We start from the raw sequence: 17,332 nt of genomic DNA, 5'->3' as shown, positions 1-17,332 counted from the left end.
GCGTCGCCGCCCTCAACCGCATCGAGACCGCCATCGGCCGCGCCGCCGCCAAGCCCGAAGGCCTCGAAGCACTGGCCCCCTGCCAGCTCAACCAGTAGCACCAGCGGTACCAATAGTCACCAGCGGTACCGGCGGTACCAGTGAAACCAGCGGCACCAGTCGTAAACCGCCACTCCCGACCGGCTCACGCCAGTGCCGAGTGCCCTCCTGCCTCTTCGTGAGCGACAGGGGCCGTGGCCGCCCCGCGCGCCGGCCGGGGTGGCTATGGAAGACCTGATTCCGGGTGGATCCCAGCAAGAGGGATCCACCCGGAACTCGTTTGCCGCCGAGACGCATCCGGAACGTCAACGCAATTCCTTAGACAAACGAAGCGTTTCCGTCGATAATCGTTAGACATGGGAAAGACTCACGAGCGCATCGACGGCCGCCTGCGTACGTTCATCGAGGCACAGCCTCTCTTCTTCGCCGCGTCCGCGCCCCTGTCGGGGGACGGCACGGTCAACCTCTCCCCCAAGGGCCTCAAGGGCTCGTTCGTGATCCTCGACGAACTGACCGTCGCCTACCTGGACTTCGCCGGGTCCAACGCGGAGACCATCGCGCATCTGCGGGAGAACGGCCGGATCACACTCATGTGGTGCGCCTTCCAGGGCCCGCCGAACATCGTCCGGATGCACGGCAAGGGCGAGGCCGTCCTCCGTGACGACCCCCGGTTTCCGGAACTCCTCACCCACTTCCCCGACATCGACCCGACCCCGCACGGCCTGCGCGCGATCATCGTGGTCCGGGCCGAGCGCATCCGGGACAGCTGCGGCTACGCCGTGCCGTTCATGGCGTACGAGGAGGACCGCGACCTGCACGGACGGCGCTTCGCGCGCGAGGACGACGACTCCCTCAGCGCGTACTTCGGCTCCAAGGAGCACATCGCGACCAGCCTGGACGGCCTCCCCGGGCTGCCGTTGCCGCTGCCGCCCTCCGTCGGCTGAGGCCGCGCCGCCTGACGGTGGCGAGCGTTCCGCAAGGCAGTTGAGCACAGGGTTGAACACACGGCACGCCCTGCACGTACGTGTGGGCCAAGGGTCCAGCCCACCACGGAGGAACCGTGTCCACGATCGCCGGAGGTCGCGCCGCGCGCCGCCAGACGATGCGCCGCATCCGCCCTCGTCGTTCCCCCGCCGTCCCGTTGCTGATCGCCTTCTGGGCGGGCGCGGCCGCGGTGGTGTGGCTGTGGTGGGACAACACCCCGTCCATCGCGGACCAGGGCAGCAAGATGGTGAACGCCGGGCGGATCACCGGCCTGCTCGGCGGTTATCTGATGGCCCTGGTCGTGCTCCAGATGGCTCGTGTGCCCGCGCTGGAACGCCGGGTCGGCTCCGACCGGGTGGCCCGCTGGCACGCGATGACCGGCCGCTACACGCTCTGCCTGGTCGTCGCGCACGTCGTCCTCACGATGTACGGGTACGCCCTCCAGGCCGGGCTCACCCACACCGCGATCCTCCAGCAGACCATCGACTCCATCAACCAGCTCCCGGACGTGGGCAAGGCCGCCATCGGCACCGGTCTGCTGGTCTTCATCGGGCTGATCTCGATCGGCCCGGTCCGCAAGCGGATCCCGTACGACCTCTGGTACCACACGCACCTGCTGACGTACGTGGCCACGTTCCTGACGTTCTGGCACCAGATCACCACCGGCAACGAGTTCGCCGCCACGCCCGCCGCGAAGACCGCCTGGTACGGGCTGTACGGGGCGGTGACCGCCCTGGTGGTCTGGTACCGGCTCGTCACCCCGATCCGGCTCAACCTGCGGCACCGGCTGCGGGTCGAGGCGGTCATCGAGGAGTCGCCCGGAATCGTGTCCGTCCTGATGAGCGGGCGCAAGCTGCACCGGATGGGCGCGGAGGCCGGGCAGTTCTTCCGCTGGCGGTTCCTCGCGCCGGGCATGCGGTTCAGCTCGCACCCGTACTCACTCTCGGCGGCGCCCCGCCCCAACATGCTACGGATCACGGTCAAGGCGATCGGCGACCACAGCTCGGCCCTGCGCGACCTGGAGCCCGGCACCCGGGTGTGGGCCGAGGGCCCGTACGGGGCGCTCACGGCCGGTAAGCGCAGCCGCGGCAAGGTGCTGCTCGTGGCCGGCGGTGTGGGGATCACGCCGATGCGGGCCCTGTTCGAGACGCTGCCCGGCGCGGCCGGTGACCTGACCCTCCTCTACCGGGCCAACAGCACCCAGGACCTGGCCCTGTGGGACGAGCTGGCGCAGATCGCGGAGGAGCGCGGGGCACGGCTGATGTACGCGGTGAACAGCCCGGAGGGCGAACGACCGGACATCTCCCCTGACTCCCTGCGCCGCAAGATCCCGGACATCGAGCGCCACGACGTCTTCCTGTGCGGGCCGCCCGGGTTCGCCCAGGGGGTGTACGAGGCGCTGCGCGGCGCCGGTGTCCCGACCCGCCGTATCCACCACGAGTCGTTCGAGATGTGAGCGAGGGACCGCCCGCCACCGGTCCAACACCGTCCTTCCACCCCATTACCTCCATGGGCTCCTTCACGGGGCTTCCGACCATGGGTGCGCCCGAGCGCGCCCACGAGACTTCACATTTCAGGAGCTGAAGGAGCGATGAAGAAGAGCCACCCCATCCGGCGGACCCTGCTCGCCACCGCCGCCACCGTGTCCGGCATCGTGCTGCTGCTGTCGCTGAAGCCCGCTTCGGACCCGGCGGGATCGGTACAGGCCGGAGCGGCGGGGGGCGCCCCTTCGGCACAGGGCGGGGTGGCCGCCGGCGCGCAGACCCTCACGGGGACCGCCGTCACGACGGACTACGGCCCCGTCCAGGTCCGGATCACCGTCAACGGCGGCAGGATCACCCAGGCCGAGGCCGTACAGCAGCCCAGCGGCGGCCGCAGTACGCAGATCAGCGGCGACGCCGTCCCCAAGCTCAACCAGGCGGCCGTGGCCGCCGGCACCGCCGACATCGACGCCGTCTCCGGCGCCACCTACACCAGCGCCGGCTACAAGGAATCCCTCCAGTCCGCACTTGACCAGGCCGGCAACGCACAGGGCTCGGGCGGCGAGGTCGAGGCGGGCGGTGCACAGGAGGGCGGTGCACAGGAGGGCGGCGGCTCGCAGGGGGCCGGCGGCTCGCAGGGGGCCGGCGGTGACGCCGAGGGCTCCGGGGCCGGGCAGTCGGCGGGCACCCAGGTGCTCACCGGCTCGGCCGTGCAGACGGACTACGGCCCCGTGCAGGTCCGGATCACGGTCAGCGGCGGCAAGATCACCCTGGCCGAGGCGCTGCAGCAGCCCAGCGGTGGCCGTTCCACGCAGATCAGCGGTACCGCCATTCCCCAGCTCAACCAGAACGCCGTCGCGGCAGGGAGTGCTGACATCGATGCTGTCTCAGGTGCCACGTACACCAGCGGCGGTTACCAGCAGTCCCTCCAGTCCGCCCTGGACCAGGCCGGCTGATCCCGTGGCCGAATCCCCCGAACCCGCCGGGGCCGCCGGGGCCGCCGGGGCCGCCGGGGCCGCCGGGGCCGCCGGGGCCGCCGGGGCCGCCGGGGCCGCCCAACTGCGGCACGCCGAGGAGGTCATGGGCACCGTCTTCTCCTTCGACATCCGAGGGGGCGAGCCCACCGCGGTCAAGGCCGCGCTCGCGGAGGCGGTGGCCGGACTCCACGCCGTGGACGAGGTGTTCAGCACCTATCGTGAGTACAGCCAGATCTCACGGCTCGCACGGGGCGAGGTGACCATCGAGGAGTGCGATCCCCAGGTCGCCGAGGTACTCGACCTGTGTGCCGAGGCGGAGCGGGTGAGTGACGGCTGGTTCAGCGCCACGTACGAGGGCCGCTTCGACCCGACGGGGCTGGTGAAGGGGTGGGCCACCGAACGGGCCGCCCTTCGTCTGGTCGAGGCCGGAGTGGTCGGGGTGAGCGTCAACGGGGGCGGCGACGTGCAGCTCTGCGGCGTGCCCGGGGCCGGCCGGCCGTGGCGGGTGGGTGTCGCTGATCCCCTCCGGCCCGGGGGGCTCGCCGCCGTCGTCACCGCGGCCGGTGCGGATCGGCTGGCGGTGGCCACTTCGGGTACGGCCGAGCGGGGCGCCCATATCGTCGACCCCCGCACCGGCAGGTCGGCGGTGACGGATCTGGTCTCGGTGACGGTGGTGGCTCCGCGTCTGACCTGGGCCGACTGCTGGGCCACCGCTGCCTTCGCGATGGGCTCCAGGGAGGGACTGGCGTGGCTGGAGTCCCTGCCGGACGCGGAGGCGTTGCTGATCACGGCGGGGGACGAGGTGCGGTGCACCGGGGGGTTGGCCGCGCGGTTGGGCTGAGCCGAGCGGGGCTGGGTTTGGCGGGGGTGTCGGCCAGGCTGGGTGAGCAGCGGGCCGGTGCGGGCCGGGGCGGGGTTTCGCTCACCGGCGCTTGCCCGGGTGCCGCTGCGCCCACCCGTGCCGCCCCAGCGGCACGACTGCCCGCAGCTCTGGCAGGGCACACCAGCACAAAAGCGGCACACCTGCCCGGAGCTGGGTGGCAGGGCACACGAGGACAGAAGCGGCACGACTGCCCGCGGCTGGGTGGGAGGGGCAAGGGCGACTTGATGCCGCCGGGTCCTCAAAGGGGCGCGGGGAACTGCGCGATCAGCCACACACCACCCGCAGTCGGCGTCGCCCCGAAGCACCCCTCCCCCTGGCCGCCCCGCAGCCACCCCTCAGTGCCCGTTCTGGGCCAGCCTCAGCAGATGGTCGGCCAACGCCTGCCCGCCCACGGGATCGCGACTGATCAGCAGCAACGTGTCGTCGCCGGCGATCGTCCCGAGGATGTCGTGCAACTCGGCCTGGTCGATAGCCGAGGCCAGGAACTGCGCCGCCCCCGGCGGCGTACGCAGCACGACCAGATTCGCGGAAGCTTCCGCGGAGATCAGCAGCTCGGCGGAGAGCCGCCGCATCCGCTCCTCCTTCGCCGACTCCCCCAGCGGAGCCCGAGGCGTACGGAAGCCTCCCTCGCTCGGCACCGCGTAGATCAGGTCCCCGTCGGTGTTGCGGATCTTCACCGCGTTGAGCTCGTCGAGGTCCCGGCTGAGCGTCGCCTGTGTGACGCTCAGCCCGTCGTCGGACAGCAGCTTCGCCAACTGGCTCTGCGACCGCACGGGTTGACGGTTGAGGATGTCGACGATCCGCCGGTGGCGTGCGGTGCGGGTCTGCGGCACCGCGGGCCCCGCCTGGTCGTGCTCCTGCGCCTGGCTCATCGTCGTCTCATTCTCCGGCTCGTCCGTCCCCGCTGGCTTCGTGCGCCGCCCGCGCCGCGTCGAGGACGCCGGGCAGCGCCTGGAGGAGGGCGTCCACCTCTGCGTCACCGATGTTCAGCGCGGGCATCAGCCGTACGACATCGGGGGCGGGCGCGTTCACCAGGAAACCGGCGTCCTGAGCGGCCTGTTGCGCCAGGGGCGCGAGCGGCTCGGTGAGCACGATACCCAGCAGCAGGCCCGCGCCACGGACATAGTCGATCATCGGGTCCCCCAGGGACTCGATTCCGCTGCGCAGCCTCTCGCTCTGCCGCTTGACGTTCTCCAGCAGGCCCTCGGCCCGGATGGTCTCCAGGACGGCGAGCCCGGCGGCGCACGCGACCGGGTTCCCCCCGAAGGTCGTGCCGTGCTGGCCGGGCTGGAGAAGGTCCGCCGCCCGGCCGAAGGCGACCGTCGCGCCGAGCGGCAGTCCGCCGCCGAGGCCCTTGGCGAGGGTGACGACATCCGGCAGGACGCCCTCGTGCGCCTGGTACTCGAACCAGTGTCCGGTCCGGCCGACTCCGGTCTGCACCTCGTCGAGGACGAGCAGCGAGCCGGTGGCGGCCGTGATGGCCCGAGCGGCCTTCAGATAGCCGGCCGGTGGGACCACGACCCCCTTCTCGCCCTGGACGGGCTCGATGATGACGAGGGCCGTCTCGTCGGTGACGGCGGCGGCTAGGGCCTGCGCGTCGCCGTAGGGGACATGGGTGACGTCGCCGGGCAGCGGGTGGAAGCCGGTCTGCTTGCCGGGCTGGCCGGTGAGGGCAAGGGCGCCCATGGTCCGGCCGTGGAAGCCGCCCTCGGTGGCGACCATGTGGGTCCGCCCGGTCAGCCGGCCGATCTTGAACGCGCCCTCGTTGGCCTCGGCGCCGGAGTTGCAGAAGAAGACCTTGCCGTCCCGGCCGAAGTGCTCCAGGAGCCGCTCGGCGAGGGCGACGGGCGGCTCGGCGACGAACAGGTTGGAGACATGGGCGAGGGAGGCGATCTGGGTGCTGACGGCCTCGACGATCGCCGGGTGCGCGTGGCCGAGCGCGTTGACGGCGATGCCGCCGACGTAGTCGACGTACTCGTTGCCGTCGGCGTCCCACACCCTGGAGCCATCACCACGCACGAGCGGGAGCTTCGGCGTGCCGTAGTTGTTCATGAGCGAGCCCTCCCACCGCTGGGTGAGCTCCGCGTTCGCCGTGGTCCCGGTCATTCGGCGTCCCCCTCGTTCACGGCGTCGGGCACGACCATCGTGCCGATGCCTTCGTCGGTGAAGATCTCCAGCAGGATCGAGTGCTGGACCCGGCCGTCGATGACCCGGGCGGTCTGGACGCCGTTGCGCACGGCGTGCAGGCAGCCCTCCATCTTCGGCACCATGCCGGAGGACAACTCCGGCAGCAGCCTCTCCAGTTGGGAAGCGGTGAGGCGGCTGATCACCTCGTCGCTGTTGGGCCAGTCCTCGTAGAGGCCCTCGACGTCCGTGAGGACCATGAGGGTTTCGGCGTCAAGAGCAGCAGCGAGTGCCGCAGCCGCCGTATCAGCATTGACGTTGTAGACATGTCCGTCGTCCTGGCTACGGGCGATCGACGAGACGACCGGGATGCGGCCGTCGGCGAGCAGTGCCTCGATCGCGCCCGTGTCGATCGCGGTGATCTCGCCCACCCGCCCGATGTCGACCAGTTCGCCGTCGATCTCGGGCTGGTGCTTGGTGGCGGTGATGGTGTGCGCGTCCTCGCCGGTCAGTCCCACGGCGAGGGGCCCGTGCTGGTTGAGCAGGCCGACCAGTTCGCGCTGCACCTGTCCGGCGAGCACCATGCGTACGACGTCCATGGCGTCCTCGGTGGTGACGCGCAGGCCGGCCTTGAACTCGCTGACGATGCCGTGCTTGTCGAGGGCCCGGCTGATCTGTGGGCCGCCGCCGTGGACGACGACCACGTTGAGGCCCGCCTGTCGCAGGAAGACGACGTCCTGGGCGAAGGCGTTCTTCAGCTCCGCGTCCACCATGGCGTTGCCGCCGAACTTGATGACGACCGTCTTGCCGTGGTGGCGGGTCAGCCAGGGCAGCGCCTCGATGAGGATGCGGGCCTTGGGGAGGGCGGTGTGCTTCCGCGTGGTGCTCATGAGGAGTAGGCGCTGTTCTCGTGGACGTAGTCGGCGGTGAGGTCGTTGGTCCAGATCGTGGCGGTCTCGGACCCGGCGGCGAGGTCGGCGACGATGTGCACCTCGCGGTAGCGCATGTCGACGTTGTCCCGGTCCTCGCCGACTCCGCCGTTCTTGCAGACCCAGACGCCGTTGATCGCGACGTTGAGGCGGTCCGGCTCGAAGGCGGCGCTCGTCGTGCCGATCGCGGAGAGGACGCGTCCCCAGTTGGGGTCCTCTCCGTGGAGGGCGCACTTGAGGAGGTTGTTGCGGGCGATGGAGCGGCCCACCTCGACGGCGTCGTCCTCGGTCGCGGCGTTCACGACCTCGATCTTGATGTCCTTGCTGGCGCCCTCGGCGTCCCGGATGAGCTGTTGACCGAGGTCGTCGCAGACCTGGCGGACGGCTTCGGCGAACTCCTCGTGGTCCGGGGTGACGTGCGAGGCCCCGGAGGCGAGCAGCAGCACGGTGTCGTTGGTGGACATACAGCCGTCGGAGTCGACCCGGTCGAAGGTGACCTTGGTGGCGGCCCTGAGGGCCTTGTCGAGCGTCTCGCTGTCGACGTCGGCGTCCGTGGTGAGGACGACGAGCATCGTGGCGAGCCCCGGGGCGAGCATGCCCGCGCCCTTGGCCATGCCGCCGACGGTCCAGCCGTCGCCTCCGGCCACGGACGTCTTGTGCACGGTGTCGGTGGTCTTGATGGCGATGGCGGCCTTCTCACCGCCGTGCGGGCTGAGCTGGGCGACCGCCCGGTCGACGCCCGGCAGCAGCTTGTCCATGGGCAGAAGCACACCGATGAGACCGGTGGAGCACACCGCGACCATGCCTGCCGCGTGACCGCCCGTCTCGTCGAGCCCCGCCGTGTTGAGGGACTCGGCCACCTTCTCGGCGGTCGCATGAGTGTCCTGGAAGCCCTTCGAGCCCGTACAGGCGTTCGCGCCACCGGAGTTGAGGACGACGGCGGAGACCTCGCCGCCCTTCAGCACCTGCTCGGACCAGAGCACCGGCGCGGCCTTCACACGGTTGGAGGTGAAGACGCCCGCGGCGGCGAGGCGGGGCCCGTTGTTGACCACGAGGGCCAGGTCCGGGTTGCCGTTCTCCTTGATCCCGGCGGCGATGCCCGCCGCCGTGAATCCCTGTGCTGCCGTCACGCTCACGGTGCGACTCCGATCGTCGTCAGCCCGGTGCTCTCGTGGAGACCGAGGGCGATGTTCATGCTCTGGACGGCGCCACCGGCCGTGCCCTTGGTGAGGTTGTCGATGGCGCTGATCGCGATGATCCGCCCCGCCGCCTCGTCGTACGCGACCTGGACCGATGCGGCGTTGGAACCGTAAACGGAGGCCGTGGCGGGCCACTGCCCCTCGGGGAGCAGGTGGACGAACGGCTCGTCGGCGAAGGCCTTCTCGTACGCGGCGCGGACGGAGTCGAGGGTGACGCCGGGCCTGGCCTTGGCGCTGCAGGTGGCGAGGATGCCGCGTGGCATGGGGGCGAGGGTGGGGGTGAAGGACACCCCGACCGGCTCGCCCGCCACCGCACCCAGGTTCTGCATCATCTCGGGCGTGTGCCGGTGGCCGCCGCCGACACCGTACGGGGTCATCGACCCCATGACCTCGCTGCCCAGCAGGTGCGCCTTGGGCGCCTTGCCCGCGCCGGAGGTGCCGGAGGAGGCGACGATCACGGCCTCGCTCTCGGCGAGGCCCGCCGCGTACGCCGGGAACAGGGCCAGTGTCACGGCCGTGGGGTAGCAACCGGGTACCGCGATGCGCTTGGACCCCTCCAGCGCGGCGCGGGCACCCGGTAGTTCGGGGAGGCCGTAGGGCCAGGTCCCGGCGTGTGGGGAACCGTAGAATTTCTCCCAGTCGGCCGCGTCCTTGAGCCGGAAGTCGGCGCCCATGTCGACCACGAGCACCTCCGGGCCGAGCTGCTCGGCCACGGCGGCGGACTGCCCGTGCGGCAGCGCGAGGAACACGACGTCGTGCCCGGCGAGGACCTCGGCGGTCGTCTCCTGGAGGAGCCGGTCGGCCAGCGGCAGCAGATGCGGCTGGAGCCCGCCCAGGCGCTGGCCCGCGTTGGAGTTGCCGGTCAGTGCACCGATCTCGACCTCGGGGTGCGCGAGCAGCAGGCGCAGCACTTCGCCGCCCGCATAACCACTCGCTCCTGCCACCGCCACGCGTACCGCCATGGAACCCTCCTTTTGGATGGCATGACTATACGTTTCGCTGCACGTTTATGCAATCTGTTCTCGTTCGGCCTCAGGACGCCGGCCGGCTCACCAGTTCCCGCAGCACGGTGAGCGGGAGCGAGGGGTTGGCGGCCGCGGCTTCCACCACCCACCCGTCGGTGTGGGTGAGCAGTTCGGCGATGGCCTGGGGCGGGAGTGCGGGGTGGCCGGCCGCGATCGGTCTCGCCCGTTCGTCCGTCAGGCAGACGACGAGCGCCGGGGCGGTCGCCGCGGGGTGCCGGGCGATCTCACGGAGCGCCTTACGCGACGGAGGGCTGTGCCGGGCCAGGTGCTCCAGCAGGGCCGGGCCGGCGCCCGGGTTGGCCGCCACCGCCGCGACGATCTGGACCCCGTGCCGGTCGACCATGGCCCGTAGCAGTGCCCCGGAGAGGCCGGGGTGGCGAGCGACGGCCTGGACCACCTTCGCGTCGGGGTCGTCGGCCAGCGCGTCGCGGATCCCGTCCGGCAGATCACGACGCCGGGCCAGAAGCATGCGCACGGCCGCGTACGGCGACCGCGCCAGCTCCTCGACCTCGGCGGCACCGGCGGAGGCGATCCGGGGCAGCAGGGTCCCGCCGATCCTGGTGGTGGCGGCCAGTAGGGCGAGCACATCGAGGGGCACGCGCGGGTTGTCCGCGAGTCCGCGTCGTACGCCGGGGTCCGGGTCGTCGGCCAGCGCGCGCATCAGGGTGTCGTCGATCGCGGGGTTCTCGGCGAGGTCGGCGCGGATCCCGGACGCGGCATCCACGGCGAGCCGTGCGTAAGCCCACGCGGGCAGATCGGTGCGGGCGGCGAGCGCCCGGCGGAGCAGCATGGACGGGTGGCCGGCGAAGCCCTCGACGGCTGCGGCCGGCGTGGCCGGGTTCGCCAGCGCCGCCCGCAGCATGTCGTGCTCGGTGGATGCGTGGGAGCCGTCGCAGGAGGCGCCCGGCCGCAGATCGCAGTCGACCCGCGCACAGTCCGAGCCGTGTGCGAACGGTGGCTCCTCGCGGTCACAGACCAGGCAGTGCCGGGCGGGCGGCAGCCCCTCGCCGGCGACGAGGGCCGCCAGTACCGCGCCCGGGGTCGCCTCGTTGGCCGCGACCGCCCGGCGCACCTCGGCGTGCGGATGCCCCGCGAGCCGGGCTGCCACATCCGGCTCGGTGGTCCACAGGGCGAGTTCCGCCACGACCCGTACGTCCGGGTCCGCCGCGAGGGTCTCCACCACGTCGGCGGGCAGACCGGGGCAGGCGGCCAGCTTCTCCCGGTGCCGGACCGCGGGATCGGCCGCGAGAAGAGCGGCCCACTCCGGTCTGCCCACCCCCTCGTCGAGCAGGGCGAGGGCGACGAGCGGCTGCGCCGCCGGATCGACGTCGGCGGCGGTCAGCCTGCCCTCGTACGCCAGCCGCACGCCGGTCTCCTCGGTCCGGGAGGCCAGCGTGAGCGCCTGCGCCCGGGTGAGGTCCGCACGACCGGCGAGGTCGCGGTCGACGTCGTCGTCGGCGACCGCGATCAACCGGTCGACCAGCTCGGGCGGCAGAGCGGGGTTGGCGGCGAGCCCGCACAGAAGGTGATGCACAGCTCGCATCCTGCCGGGGCTCCGGCCGAACGGCTCATGATTTTCCGCCGGGCGACGCGGCGGAGGAGCGGCCAGGGAGCGGCAGACGAGAGGGCGGATGGGGGTGCGGCGGCGGCAGGGGTGGCGGGCGAGGTGGGGCCATCCGGTGCCCCGGGGAGCGGCCTGAGTGCCGCGGACGGCAGACAATGAGCCCAAGGGCGGCGGGCAGCGAGGCCGCAGACGGCAAGCAGCCAGGCCAAGGGCAGCGGGCAGCGAGGCCGCGCACGGCAAGCAGCCAGGCCAAGGGCAGCGGGCAGCGAGGGGCCTCGGCGCTGGGCCGCGCGGCGAGGTAGCGCACCATCCCGGCGAGCCCGGCCACCCGCACGTGCGCCGTCTCACCGCCGGGGTCGGCGTGGAGACGGCGGGCGCGGTCAGGGACGAGGGGCTCGGCCCCGTCGAGGGTCGATGTCGGCCAGGACTCCGTTCCAGGTCACGAGCAGGTCGGCGGCGCGAGCGTCCACCTGCGGCGCGAGCGTCCCGTTCTGCGGTTGCGGGAGTCGGGGCGTCCGGGGTCCACGGGGATGTCGCTCATGCTGGTGAACGGCGCGTGACCGGCGCCTGCGGTTGCCGCCGGGGCTCGTCCTGCCCCGACAAGCGGCACAAGAACGACAAGCAGGCTCAGGAACGCCGGTCGTCCGACTGGGCCGCGCGCTCCGCGTTGCGCTTCGTGATGCGGGCGCCTTCCTTGCGGACCTCGGCCTGGGTGGCACGCTCCTTCCGCAGCCACCCGGGGCTCTCCTGCTTCAGGGCCTCGATCTGCTCGGTGGTGAGGGGCTCGGTGACGCCTCCGCGCGCGAGCCCCGCAATGGAGACGCCCAGCTTGGCGGCGACCACGGGGCGCGGGTGGGGACCGTTGCTGCGCAGTTCCTCCAGCCAAGCCGGCGGGTTCGCCTGGAGCGCGTTCAGCTCGGCGCGCGAGACGACGCCCTCCTGGAACTCGGCGGGGGTGGCCTGGAGGTACACACCCAGCTTCTTCGCCGCGGTGGCGGGCTTCATGGTCTGGGCGGTCTGGTGCGACGTCATGGGACAAGGGTATCGACCGTGTGCACGACCGCCGACCACGCCGGGGACCCCCTCGGGGACAGCGGCGGTGGCCGTGCCCCTCGGCGCGATGACGGGAACGACGCCTCCGACCGATAGCCTGGTCGTGTGACTGGCTCGGAAGCATCCCCTTCGTTCCGGCTCGCGTACGTCCCGGGAGTGACGCCCACGAAGTGGGTGCGGATCTGGAACGAGCGGTTGCCCGACATCCCCCTGGCCCTTCTCCAGGTGTCCCCCGCCGAGGCGTTCGGCGTGCTGCGGGGCGGCGGAGCCGACGCCGGTCTTGTACGGCTGCCGGTGGACGGCACCGACCTCAGCGCGATCCCCCTCTACACCGAGACCACGGTGGTCGTGACCCCGAAGGACCACGTCGTCGCGGCGGTCGACGAGGTCACCATGGAGGACCTGGCGGACGAGGTCGTGCTGCACCCCCTCGACGACACCCTCGACTGGGAGCGCCCGCCCGGCGAGCCGGCGTTCGAGCGTCCCGCCACCACGGCCGACGCGATCGAGTTGGTGGCGGCCGGGATCGGCCTGCTCGTCGTTCCCCAGTCACTGGCCCGCCTCCACCACCGCAAGGACCTCACCTACCGCCCCCTCACGGACGCCCCCGAGTCCCGCGTCGCCCTCTCCTGGCCCCAGGAGGCGACCACCGACCTGGTGGAGGACTTCATCGGCATCGTCCGCGGCCGCACGGTCAACAGCTCCCGGGGCCGCGCCAAGCCCCCGGAGGACAAGAAGCCGCAACAGAAGCCCAAGCGCCCCGGCACGGGCAAGCCGACCGCCCGCGCCCCCCGCGCCGGCAGAAACGCCAAGAGCGGCGGCAGGCCCGGAAAGCCCCGCCGCCGCTCGTGAGGGGCGCCCCTTCGGGCCGCGGGCCCGCAAGGGGCGCGGGGAACTGCGCGACCAGCCCCCACGCACCCGCGCGCGCACCCGGCTCACAAAGCCCAGGCACCCCCCGCCCTCACCGCTTCTTGATCCTCAGGAACGTCACGGAGTTCGCCGGAAACGTGTAGCTGAACTCATCGGCCACCCCACGGAACGTGGACCTCACCGGTGCGACCGGCGTGGCCGTCTCCGTGTTCACGGCGTCCGGCGCGGCGGCGAGGGTGGTCACCCGGGCCTGGGAGCGCACCTTCGCACCCCCGAGGTCGATGGCCGTACGCGCGGCCACGCCCTGCGCGTTGACGACCTTGACGATCAGGTCACCGGTCTTCGCGTCACGCGTCACGACCTGCCGGAACGGCTCGGCCGGCCGGTCGTCGGTGAAGCGGCCCCACTCCTGGCCGTCCAGCAGCAGGGTCACCTGCCGCCCCCGCACCTTGACCTCGACGTCGTACGTACGGCCCGTCTCGATGGTCCCCGGCTTGGAGATCAGGTCGACTTGCCGCCGTCCACGGCCTGCTCGACCGCGCTGGTGGTGTTGTTCCAGCCGCCGAGGTTCCACCAGTAGTAGTTACCGGTGTCCTTGACGCCGAAGGCGACCAGGAAGCCCTCCTTGCCGGACTTCTTGGTGGCCTTCACCGCGAGGTCGTAGTCGTGCCAGGAGGTGTCACCGGCCGAGACCATGGTGTCCTCGGCGGCCACGTCGGTCTGCACGTACTGGCCGTCCTGGACGCTCCAACTGCCCCTGCCGGTGTGGGTCCACCGCGAGGCGTCACCGCTGAAGTCGTCGCTGAGCAGACTCGTGCCGTCCGCCGCCGTCACCTTCACGTCGTCGTACGCCGCCGTGGTCGCCCACGTCGAGAGGCCGACGGCACCCGAGATCGGGCCGCTCACCGCCGGGGTGCTCGTGGCCTTCGACGGCACGACCCGGTCCCCGACGTTGTTCATGAAGAGCTTCTGCGTCTCGTAGTTGGCGGAGTTCCACGACGCGTGGTTGTTGAACCAGATCATGTCGGGGCTCCACTGCACATAGTCCTCGTTGGCGAGGAGCGGTGCGTAGGACGCGAGTTTCACGATGTCGGCGTTGCGCTCCAGGCCGGTCATGAACGCGGCCTCGGAGAGGGCGTTCTTGAAGGCGTTGCCCTGGGAGGCGTACTCGCCGAGGAAGACCTTCGGGCCACCTCGGTCGTAGGAGTCGTAGCGGTCGTTGTTCTGGAGGAACCACTGGGGGCTGTTGTAGTAGTGCTCGTCGACCATGTCGACGTTCGCCTCACGGTTCAGCTTCCAGGCGGTGTCGAAGGTGGCGCCCGTGTCATCGGGGCCGGAGTTCGAGATCACCGTGATGTCGGGGTACTTCGCCTCGATGGCGGCCCGGAACTTCTGGAAGCGGGCGAAGAACTCGTTCGGCAGGTTCTCCTCGTTGCCGACGCCGAGGTGGGTGAGGTGGAAGGGCTTGGGGTGGCCCATCCTCGCCCGCTTCTTGCCCCACTCGCTGGTGACGGGCCCGTTGGCGAACTCGATCAGGTCCAGGGTGTCCTGGATGTGCCGCTGGAGCAGCGCCTCGTCGTCGGTGGCCCTGTTCTGGCCGCAGCCGGTGACGAGGGCGGGCACCACGGGCAGCGGCATCGCGCCGATGTCCTCGGAGAACTGGAAGTACTCGTAGTAGCCGAGGCCATAACTCTGGTTGTACCCCCAGAAGTTGGCATTGGTGGCCCGCTGCTCGACCGGGCCGATGGTGTCCTTCCACTGATACGAGCGCTTGCGCTCCCAGTTCGAGGCCTCGCTGTAGTCCTGCATGGAGCCCGTGTTGACGAGGCAGCCGCCGGGGAAGCGGACGAAACCCGGCTTCAGGGCGGCGACCTTCTCGGCGAGGTCCTTGCGCAGACCGTTCTCGCGGCCCTTGTAGGTGTCGCGCGGGAAGAGGGAGACCTCGTCGAGGGCGGCGGCGCCGGAGGAGGCGACGGCGAGACGGCCGTCGGAACTGGTACGCGTCGCCTTGAACGCGACCTCGTACTTGGCCCAGCCGCCCCGGACCGCCACCTGACGGGCTTCGGCCAGCGCGCCGTCGGCGTCCTGGAGGGTGACGGTCAGCGTTGTACGGCTCTCGGCGCGCGCCCACACCGAGAAGTCGTACTTCTTGCCCTCCTCGACGTGGACACCGGTGTTGTAGCCGACGTTCGTGACGGCCGAACCGGCGCTCAGGGAGAGGTAGTTGCGGTTGCGCTCATTGAGGCGGCCGGCGTCGTTCACGACCTGCGCGGTGCCGTCGACGGTCCAGGAGGTGAGGGGGGTGTAAGTGCGGTTGTCGGCGGTCGAGTACTCGAAGGACCGGTTCTGCACGAGTTCGGCGTAGAGGCCGCCGTCCGCCGCCCGGTTGATGTCCTCGAAGAAGACGCCGTACATCGTGTCGTCGATCTTCGCGCCCTTGGCGGACGGGTCGACGGTGATCGCGTAGTCGGTGACGTCCTCGGCGTGCGCGGGCGCCGGGACCGAGGCGGCCGCCACCAGGAAGGCGGTGGCGGTGAGGCCGAGTCTCCAACGGGTGCGGGTACTGCGTGACATGGATACTCCGCGGCTCGTGGTGGGGGTTATGGAGTGGTCATAGAGCGGGCATGGAGCGGGCATAGAGCTGTTCGACATGTCGGACGATGATCAGTACATCGAACGGCAAGATAGGGAGCAGGCGGAGACAGCGTCAACGGGTCGAGCGGTACCGAAAGTGTCGGAAGTGAGGGACGGGTGCGCTTCTTCCGGCCAGTTCCCGAGGTGCTGACGTATCCGTCGGGAAGGTGGCGGGTCCGGCGGTCCGTGCGGGAGCTGACGACGGGGGCGGAGGGGCAGTTCACCGGGACGACCGTTTTCAGCCCGCTGGACGGCGGCGGCCCACTCCACCAGAAGGCCGGAAGTTTTGTCTGGCAGGGCGTCCCGCGCCCCGCCCAACGCACCCTGCCCTTCCTCCCTCGAACACTCACCTTGAGACCGTGGCCCCGGTCTACCCCGCCGCACCCAACCGCAGGTTCCAGCGCCTCGGCCAACCTGCCACCGTGAGCGTCGACAGGGGGCGGACGTCCATGTTCCAGTACGAGGACGGCGGGGCCTTCAGTGCGTAGACCAGGGCGGCACGGAGCACGGAGGGCTCGGCCACGGCGACGATACGGCCGCCGTCGCCCGCCGGGCGGGTGTCGAGCCAACTTCCTACCCGGGAGATGAACTCGACCAGCGACTCGCCGCCGTGCGCGGTGGAGTGCGGGTCGCTGAGCCAGGCGTCCACGGCCGAGGGCTCCCGGGCCATGGCCTCGCCCAGCGTGAAGCCGCGCCAGCGGCCCATGTCGCAGTCCCGCAGCGCGGGCTGGGCCAGCGGCGCGTAGCCGAGGGCGTCGCCGGTGGCGCGGCTGCGCGGCGTCGGCGAACAGTAGCGCAGCTCGGCCGCCGCCAGGGGTACCAGCTCATGGGCTGCGCGCTGCACTTCGTCCCAGCCGGCCTGGTCCAGCGGCCGGTCGTCCTCGAAGCGCTCCGCGAGCAGCGAGGAGCAGCGCGCGGCGGCGACGAACGTGACCCGAAGATGCATGCGGCGATGGTGGAACGGGAGACTGTGCAGGTCAAGAGGCGTGCCTCAGGAGTTACGCGAGGCCCCTCGAACCCCCCCGTCCCGCTCGTCACCACGCCCGGCGGCTCACCCTCCCCCGTCCCGCTCGTCACCACGCCCGGCGGCTCACCCTCCCCCGTCCCGCTCGTCATCACGCCCGGCGGCTCACTCGAACACGAGCGCCATCCACTCGTCCGGCTTCGCCAGCGGTGCGAACCCGTGCTTCGCGTACAGGCCGTGCGCGTCGTGTGTGGCGAGCAGGATGCGGCGCAGCCCGTACGGCCGCAGGTGCTCGCGCACGGCTTCGACAAGAGCGGTCCCGACACCCTTCCCGCGGGCCGACGGGTCGACGTACACATCGCAGAGCCAGGCGAACGTGGCCCGGTCGGTCACCACCCGCGCGTACGCGACCTGCTGCCCCGAACGCGCCTCGAACACACCGAAGTTGAGCGAGCCGCGTATCGCGCTCTCCTGCTTCTCGCGGGGGCGGCCGATGGCCCAGTACGCGTCGGTGGACAGCCAGCGGTGGACCCGCTCGACGTCGATGCGCTCGGTGTCGTAGGAGATCTCATAGCCCTCGGGGAGAGTCAATTCATCACTCATGGC

General features: G+C 71.3%; 14 protein-coding genes and 1 pseudogene. 5 read left to right on the top strand and 10 right to left on the bottom strand.

The window, feature by feature from the left end:
- Window positions 1-395 precede the first annotated feature (395 nt).
- From ACFY9I_RS16095 to ACFY9I_RS16080, 4 genes are all read left to right on the top strand, one after another.
- Window positions 396-983: a pyridoxamine 5'-phosphate oxidase family protein gene (locus ACFY9I_RS16095; RefSeq protein WP_391001948.1), complete on the top strand. Its 588-nt coding sequence runs from the start codon at window positions 396-398 to the stop codon at window positions 981-983.
- 158 nt (window positions 984-1,141) lie between these two features.
- Window positions 1,142-2,479 (top strand): ferric reductase-like transmembrane domain-containing protein, encoded by a 1,338-nt coding sequence (locus ACFY9I_RS16090; RefSeq protein ID WP_391002122.1) that lies wholly within the window; start codon window positions 1,142-1,144, stop codon window positions 2,477-2,479.
- A gap of 135 nt (window positions 2,480-2,614) precedes the next feature.
- The gene (locus tag ACFY9I_RS16085) at window positions 2,615-3,460 is read left to right on the top strand and encodes an FMN-binding protein (RefSeq protein ID WP_391001946.1); all 846 of its coding nucleotides are present in this window, start codon (window positions 2,615-2,617) and stop codon (window positions 3,458-3,460) included.
- Window positions 3,461-3,584: 124 nt separating this feature from the next.
- Complete coding sequence (locus ACFY9I_RS16080; RefSeq protein ID WP_391002120.1) at window positions 3,585-4,322, top strand: FAD:protein FMN transferase; 738 nt, start codon at window positions 3,585-3,587, stop codon at window positions 4,320-4,322.
- Window positions 4,323-4,699: 377 nt separating this feature from the next.
- Here the strand turns inward: ACFY9I_RS16080 and ACFY9I_RS16075 are convergent, their stop codons facing one another.
- The 7 genes from ACFY9I_RS16075 to ACFY9I_RS16045 all read right to left on the bottom strand — a co-directional run bounded on the left by ACFY9I_RS16075 (window position 4,700) and on the right by ACFY9I_RS16045 (window position 12,237).
- Window positions 4,700-5,236 carry an arginine repressor gene (locus ACFY9I_RS16075; RefSeq protein ID WP_033532332.1) on the bottom strand — a complete coding sequence of 179 codons (537 nt, stop codon included), beginning with the start codon at window positions 5,234-5,236 and terminating at the stop codon, window positions 4,700-4,702.
- A gap of 7 nt (window positions 5,237-5,243) precedes the next feature.
- Entirely contained in the window at window positions 5,244-6,470 is a 1,227-nt protein-coding gene (locus ACFY9I_RS16070) for an acetylornithine transaminase (RefSeq protein WP_391001944.1), read from the bottom strand.
- Window positions 6,467-7,378, bottom strand: coding sequence for an acetylglutamate kinase (gene argB / locus ACFY9I_RS16065; RefSeq protein ID WP_391001942.1), 912 nt, complete (start codon window positions 7,376-7,378; stop codon window positions 6,467-6,469). Before argB ends, ACFY9I_RS16070 begins: the two co-directional genes overlap by 4 nt.
- Window positions 7,375-8,553, bottom strand: a complete 1,179-nt coding sequence (argJ, locus tag ACFY9I_RS16060) for a bifunctional glutamate N-acetyltransferase/amino-acid acetyltransferase ArgJ (protein WP_391001940.1) — start codon at window positions 8,551-8,553, stop codon at window positions 7,375-7,377. The genes argB and argJ overlap by 4 nt, the downstream gene beginning before the upstream one ends.
- A complete protein-coding gene (gene argC, locus ACFY9I_RS16055; protein ID WP_391001939.1) occupies window positions 8,550-9,578 on the bottom strand; it encodes an N-acetyl-gamma-glutamyl-phosphate reductase in 1,029 nt (342 codons plus the stop codon). Before argC ends, argJ begins: the two co-directional genes overlap by 4 nt.
- Window positions 9,579-9,648: 70 nt before the next feature.
- On the bottom strand, window positions 9,649-11,175 hold the full coding sequence (locus ACFY9I_RS16050) for a hypothetical protein (protein ID WP_391001937.1): 1,527 nt from the start codon (window positions 11,173-11,175) through the stop codon (window positions 9,649-9,651).
- Between the two features lie 657 nt (window positions 11,176-11,832).
- On the bottom strand, window positions 11,833-12,237 hold the full coding sequence (locus tag ACFY9I_RS16045) for a DUF5997 family protein (protein WP_391001935.1): 405 nt from the start codon (window positions 12,235-12,237) through the stop codon (window positions 11,833-11,835).
- A 126-nt stretch (window positions 12,238-12,363) separates the two neighbouring features.
- Between ACFY9I_RS16045 and ACFY9I_RS16040 the strand changes: the two genes are divergently transcribed.
- Window positions 12,364-13,110, top strand: coding sequence for a LysR substrate-binding domain-containing protein (locus tag ACFY9I_RS16040; RefSeq protein ID WP_391001933.1), 747 nt, complete (start codon window positions 12,364-12,366; stop codon window positions 13,108-13,110).
- 109 nt (window positions 13,111-13,219) lie between these two features.
- Here the strand turns inward: ACFY9I_RS16040 and ACFY9I_RS16035 are convergent.
- The 3 genes and pseudogenes from ACFY9I_RS16035 to ACFY9I_RS16025 form a co-directional block, all read right to left on the bottom strand.
- Window positions 13,220-15,702: pseudogene (locus tag ACFY9I_RS16035) on the bottom strand (alpha-L-arabinofuranosidase C-terminal domain-containing protein).
- Window positions 15,703-16,132: 430 nt separating this feature from the next.
- Window positions 16,133-16,708: a histidine phosphatase family protein gene (locus ACFY9I_RS16030; RefSeq protein WP_391001932.1), complete on the bottom strand. Its 576-nt coding sequence runs from the start codon at window positions 16,706-16,708 to the stop codon at window positions 16,133-16,135.
- A 183-nt stretch (window positions 16,709-16,891) separates the two neighbouring features.
- Complete coding sequence (locus ACFY9I_RS16025) at window positions 16,892-17,329, bottom strand: GNAT family N-acetyltransferase (RefSeq protein ID WP_391001931.1); 438 nt, start codon at window positions 17,327-17,329, stop codon at window positions 16,892-16,894.
- Window positions 17,330-17,332: the final 3 nt, after the last annotated feature.

The organism is Streptomyces sp. NPDC012510 (assembly GCF_042955065.1).
Taxonomy (GTDB): domain Bacteria; phylum Actinomycetota; class Actinomycetes; order Streptomycetales; family Streptomycetaceae; genus Streptomyces.
Note: the sequence above shows the minus strand (reverse complement) of the source record. Positions and strands in the feature narration are given on the sequence as shown.